We start from the raw sequence: 1799 nt of genomic DNA, 5'->3' as shown, positions 1-1799 counted from the left end.
GGTCGGAAGAAAAATTCCCGATTTGTCCGTGTATACGAAAAAGGCCGTCAGTTGGGTGATAAGGACAGTCCATGGGTCAGGTTTGAAATACAGTTTAACCACGGAGATATAGAAATACCGTTTGAGATTCTGACAGACGAAGGCGGTTACTTTTGCGGCGCATTTCCCATATGCAGCACTTTCAAAAATATGCCGCAAGAAAAACGGTTTGAGCCGAGAAGTAAAGCACTGAATCTGACGTTCGGTCACAAACTGAAACACGCAAAGAACGCCGTCGGCAAGCTCGTCAATTTCATGTCCGATTTAGGTTTTACGGCTGAAGAAATTGTTAGGCATCTAAAAGCAGAACAAGGTTATCCCAAAGGTCTGGAGCCTGAAAAATATGATTTGAACGAATTGAGGCAGGCAGAAAGAAGCGGGTTTATACACGAATCGGCGGAAGCGGCACTTGATTTTGAAGTCATGGCTTTAGATTTAGATTCAGTCTGTTTCAAACTGTCTGAAGGTTACGACCCACATAAACGTCTTTTTGACGTTCAGTATGAAGCAGACAGAAAACGCAAAGAAGAAGAATCGTATGAACAATTTTTGCAGCGCAAATATGAAGAAGGTTTACCGCTCGCCGAGCAGATGAAGCGAAGGACGGCGCGATGGCATAAAGAAACAGCGCGAAACCGTATTAAAAATTCCAAGTATCGGCTTTATCGCGGTGAATATAGGGCTTATACCAAAAAGCCCGTCAAATTTGATTGGTATGATTTTTAAGAAAGGAAATATCCATGTTTAACCAAACCCAGATTATCACTTATCCAGCAACCTTTTTAGGTGCAAAAAAATTCAAAGGCGAAATTGACGGCTCGAAGATTGACAGTTGTTCCGTCTTGGTGGCTACACCGCTCCCGTCTCAATCGGGTAACGCCGTAGGATTCACCGCAGCTCAGATGAAGTTCGGTTCAAGCGATAACTTTGCAAAGCTGGAAAACCTCAGTTTCCCTTGCGAAGTCATGATTACCGTAGAGATGACTTCGACAGGCAAAGGCATGGTTCCCTCCCTGAAAGAGTTCCAAGTACAAACAGAGGCAAAGCCGAAAGGCTAAATCATGAAATATAAAGAACGGTTCATAGTTCAGGATTTGGAATCACATGAATTCATCTATCCCGATCCGTTTGGCGATACAGGTTTTACCCAAAATCTAAAATCTGCCGGGCATTTTGAAAGCTATGAAGACGCATTTAATGCCGGAATGGAAGAAATAGGTGGTGGATTCCAAATTTTCGCGTTTTATCTGAAAGAAGAATAGTTTCACAGGCTCGGCGGGCGGTCTGTAAAACCTTTCACAAAGCCCGCAAACACATTTTTTTAAACATTTTTAAAGGAAAACTCATGAATATCATGACTTTGAAAAACAAAGCTAAATACGCTTTAGCAACCGTTGCAGTTGCCGCAATGTCCGCCCCTGCGTTGGCAGAAGATAATGGCCTCGTAACTGCTGCCAAAACTGAGCTGGCAAGCGCAAAAGATGGTGTAACCGCTATTGGCGCGGTAGTAATTGGCGTTGCTGCTGCTATGGTGGTTGTCGGCCTGATTATCAAAGCGGTACGTAAAGGCGGTTAAAACCTATGGGTTATCAAGTCGGCCGTGTTTGCCATTTAACGCATGAAGCGGCGACAAACGACGTGATGACCCGTGTAGTGCCGACAATAGACAAAGACGGGGTGCTACATCACCCCGTTTTTAATGGCTCTACATGGCAGTATAACGAACAGCAAGTCAAACTGACCTTTCCCGATTGCGACCC

The 1799-nt window shown here is 44.3% G+C and carries 4 protein-coding genes; all 4 read left to right on the top strand.

Going from position 1 to position 1799, the window contains the following annotated elements; genetic code table 11:
• Positions 1-765, top strand: a 765-nt coding sequence (locus tag ACTHSP_RS20295) for a replication initiation factor domain-containing protein (protein WP_440346798.1), incomplete at its 5' end; no start/stop codon positions are given.
• Between the two features lie 14 nt (positions 766-779).
• Positions 780-1097 carry a hypothetical protein gene (locus tag ACTHSP_RS20290; RefSeq protein ID WP_070459708.1) on the top strand — a complete coding sequence of 106 codons (318 nt, stop codon included), beginning with the start codon at positions 780-782 and terminating at the stop codon, positions 1095-1097.
• 3 nt (positions 1098-1100) lie between these two features.
• Complete coding sequence (locus ACTHSP_RS20285; RefSeq protein WP_070492800.1) at positions 1101-1301, top strand: hypothetical protein; 201 nt, start codon at positions 1101-1103, stop codon at positions 1299-1301.
• Positions 1302-1384: 83 nt separating this feature from the next.
• Positions 1385-1615: a hypothetical protein gene (locus ACTHSP_RS20280; protein ID WP_440346797.1), complete on the top strand. Its 231-nt coding sequence runs from the start codon at positions 1385-1387 to the stop codon at positions 1613-1615.
• Positions 1616-1799: the final 184 nt, after the last annotated feature.

It is taken from the genome of Neisseria sp. P0001.S005 (assembly GCF_051963715.1).
Note: the sequence above shows the minus strand (reverse complement) of the source record. Positions and strands in the feature narration are given on the sequence as shown.

Coding starts and splice junctions, on each gene's coding strand:
- ACTHSP_RS20290 (WP_070459708.1), top strand. CDS start 780: ATGTTTAACCAAACCCAGATTATCACTTATCCAGCAACCTTTTTAGGT.
- ACTHSP_RS20280 (WP_440346797.1), top strand. CDS start 1,385: ATGAATATCATGACTTTGAAAAACAAAGCTAAATACGCTTTAGCAACC.
- ACTHSP_RS20285 (WP_070492800.1), top strand. CDS start 1,101: ATGAAATATAAAGAACGGTTCATAGTTCAGGATTTGGAATCACATGAA.